At 70.3% G+C, this 3,078-nt stretch carries 2 protein-coding genes and 1 pseudogene; all 3 read right to left on the reverse strand.

What is annotated here, in order from left to right; translation table 11 throughout:
* Positions 1-58: 58 nt before the first annotated feature.
* Complete coding sequence (locus tag ACFSKW_RS17115) at positions 59-895, reverse strand: class II glutamine amidotransferase (RefSeq protein ID WP_379573240.1); 837 nt, start codon at positions 893-895, stop codon at positions 59-61.
* A 160-nt stretch (positions 896-1,055) separates the two neighbouring features.
* On the reverse strand, positions 1,056-2,090 hold the full coding sequence (locus tag ACFSKW_RS17120) for a hypothetical protein (protein ID WP_379573241.1): 1,035 nt from the start codon (positions 2,088-2,090) through the stop codon (positions 1,056-1,058).
* A gap of 244 nt (positions 2,091-2,334) precedes the next feature.
* Positions 2,335-3,078 (reverse strand): annotated as a pseudogene (locus tag ACFSKW_RS17125) (winged helix DNA-binding domain-containing protein); the annotation flags it as partial.

The raw sequence follows: 3,078 nt of genomic DNA on the forward strand, positions 1-3,078 counted from the left end.
AGCGGTCGCTGATCGCATTCGACCACTAAACGTAGCCACACCCCTTGGCATCAACCATCTAGGTGAGCTGCGCGACTTCGAACGCGGCCAGCAGCTCCCCGTCGGGCGGGATGACGCCGTAGCTGCTCTCCGGGAGCTCGTTCCACACTCCCGGCAGGTCGCCGAGTGGCTCGGACACGACCAGGCGGGTGTCGCCGGACAGCCCGCGCAGCCACGCGACCTCGGGATGCAGCGCGCGCAGGGATTGGACGCTCGAGCTGTAGAACAGCGTGCGTGACTCGCGCCGGCTGGAGTAGCGGAACACCCACACCCGCTCGCCGTTCGACGTCGCGACCGTCATCTGCAGCGGGAACTCGATACCGTGGTCGTGGCCGAGCCGTTCGACCAGGCCGGCCATGTGGGCCACGGCCCTCGGCGGGTCGTCGTCCAAGCCGAACGTCAGCGCCAGATAGAACATCACCTCCGAGTCCGTCGTGCCCTCGATGCAGGAGTACAGGGCGGGGTCGACGGCCATGCTCAGCCCCCGCCGGACTCGGTCGAAGCCCGCGACCGAGCCGTTGTGCATCCACATCCAGCGGCCGTGACGGAACGGGTGGCAGTTGGTCTGCTGCACCGCCGTGCCGGTCGACGAGCGGATGTGGGCGAAGAAGAGCGGCGAGCGAACATGGTCGGCGATCTCCCGCAGGTTGCGGTTGTTCCACGCGGGGCCGGTATCCCGGAAGATCGCCGGGGTGGCGATGTCACCGGTGTACCAGCCGACGCCGAACCCGTCGCCGTTCGTCGTCTCCACGCCCATCCGTGAGCGCAGGCTCTGGTCGATCAGCGACGGCTCCGGACGGTACAGCACGTCGCGCAGCAGCACGGGCGTCCCCCAGTAAACGAGCCATCGGCACATGGGCCACACCTTCCCTCATCAGGTCGTACGACCTCAGCCGTACCCCCTGAGGACGGCGGCATGGCGCGGCGGGATGAGCGCGCGGTGTCGGCGCGGGAGCGGGTCGGCCTGCCAGGGCGCCGCGCAGGTCAGTCGGGCGACGCTCTGGCAGGACGGCTGGTCAGCGGAAGTCGGTGATGCGGAACACGGCCATCATGTCCGCGCCCCTTGCACCGGTGGAGAAGGAGGCTTCGGCGCCGACCCACCCGCGGAAGGCGCCCTTGTCGTCGATGATCTGCATGAGCGGTTTGACGTGGGAGTTGCCGGTGTAGCAGAACTCGCCGCGCTCCATGGCCAGGCACGTGCACCAGTGCCACAACGTGTCACGGCGATCGGAATTGGAGATCTTCGTGAGGTAGTACTGGATGGAACTCACGTTCGCGCTCGTTCCGCCCCCGTACTTGGGGCAGCCGCCCGACTTCTGGCAGGCGCCCGCGGACGAGGGCTGCAAGTAGGTCAGGCACCAGGTGGTGCTGGCGCAGGTGCGGAAGGAGGAATGGGCGAACCTCTGATTATCTGAGGTGACGATCCTGCCGCCCGCCCAGCTCGTCAGATCCTGCCTGAGCGCGCCGGAGAACGCCTTGACCGAACTCATCGCGCGCCGGGTGCCGAGCGCCGCGTTGCTGCCGTAGCCGTACCCGTGGGTTGCCAGGGTGCTGCGCTTGAGGTCCAGACGAGCGAGCGTGCCGTCGGGGGAGGGCCGGACGTACCACTGCTCGGTCCACGTCTGGGCGATCTTCCACCGGATGCTCACCACGTCGCCGGACACGGTGTACGTCCCTGTGCGGTTCTCGTCGGGGGCGCCGGTGAAGCCCCCGGCGGTGAGCACCTCGCACATGCGGGGGCGCGACGCGGAACCGCCTGCCTTGGTGGTACAGCCTGAGTCGGGGGTGGTGCCGGTGCGCTGCCTGGCCTCGGGATGGCGCTGCCACCACAGATAGAGGTTCGCGGTCACCGTGCCGTCGGCGGCGAAGCGGTAGCTGCCGAGCCGTACCCAGTTCTGGTTGGACGCGGCCTTCAGATGTCCTTGCGAGACGACATAGGTGGCCTTGCCACCGGGCAGGGCGGCGGTGGAGGCGGCAGCAGGCCAGGGGGCGAGCGTGCAGGTGAGAAGTAAGGTGAGGGCCGCCGCCGCGATGGAGGGAATCGCGCGCATGAAGTCTCCCGATCAGTTGCGGACGTTGCCGATGGTGCGCGAGCGCCGATATCCGGTCTGCACCGGAAGGCTCGCCCAGCCATACTGCCGGGTCGTGGAGCCCCTGTGGGCCGAATGTCAACAAGAGCTTGACGCGGATGGCGGCGTGGTTGAAAACATCCCACGCCGCCATCGGGAGCGCGATCGGGTCTACTCTCCCCGCGGGGCCGGCCGACCAGCGGACCGGCCCCGCCGGGTGTGTCGCTCAGCGGGGAGAGGCGGCGATCTGTACGCGGTGGCTGTCGCCGTCGGAGAGGAACGACGCCAGCGCCTGCCCCTGCTCGCCTGCGGCGGCGCGGTCGGCTCGAGAGAAGGGGCGCAGCGGGGTGACGATCACGGTGCCTGCCTGGAACTCCACGTCGCGGCGACCCGGCCGTCGACCAGGACGACGCGAGCACCGGCCACCGACAGGCCGCGGTGGGCGGTGTCGATGATCCGGCTGCGGTCGTGGTAGCCGAGGAGCGCGTTGTCGAACGCCGGCAGGAACCGTACAGGGGCGGGCGTGCCGGGGTCGGGGCGCGGCGCGTCGGGGAGATCCAGCAGTAGCCGGCCTCGCTCGTCGCGGAAGGTGACCAGCTCTTCGCGGATCGCGGCCACCGCGGCGGGCAGCCCGGTGAGGCCGCACCAGGCGCGCAGGTCGGCCGCGGATGCGGGGCCGAACGCGGCCAGATAGCGCCGCACCAGCGCTTCGCCGACCGGGTCGGAGCCGTTCGGGGCCGGCGGGTCGATCTCGCGCCCCAGCCAGGAGGACAGCAGGGCGTTGCGCACTCCTGCCCTCGTGCGCCACAGCCCGCGTGGCGGCAGCTGCGCCACCGGGACGAGAGCGGCGATCAGCATTTCGCCCAGCGCCCGCGGTCCCGGCTCAGGCCAGCGCTCAGCCAGCGCCCGTGCCAGCTCGGTCATCGAGCGGGGCTCGTCGTCGGCCATCACCGCCCGGCCCGCCGCCGCG

The organism is Nonomuraea mangrovi, from assembly GCF_042681425.1.
Taxonomy (GTDB): domain Bacteria; phylum Actinomycetota; class Actinomycetes; order Streptosporangiales; family Streptosporangiaceae; genus Nonomuraea; species Nonomuraea mangrovi.

Coding starts and splice junctions, on each gene's coding strand:
- ACFSKW_RS17120 (WP_379573241.1), bottom strand. CDS start 2,090: ATGCGCGCGATTCCCTCCATCGCGGCGGCGGCCCTCACCTTACTTCTC.
- ACFSKW_RS17115 (WP_379573240.1), bottom strand. CDS start 895: ATGTGCCGATGGCTCGTTTACTGGGGGACGCCCGTGCTGCTGCGCGAC.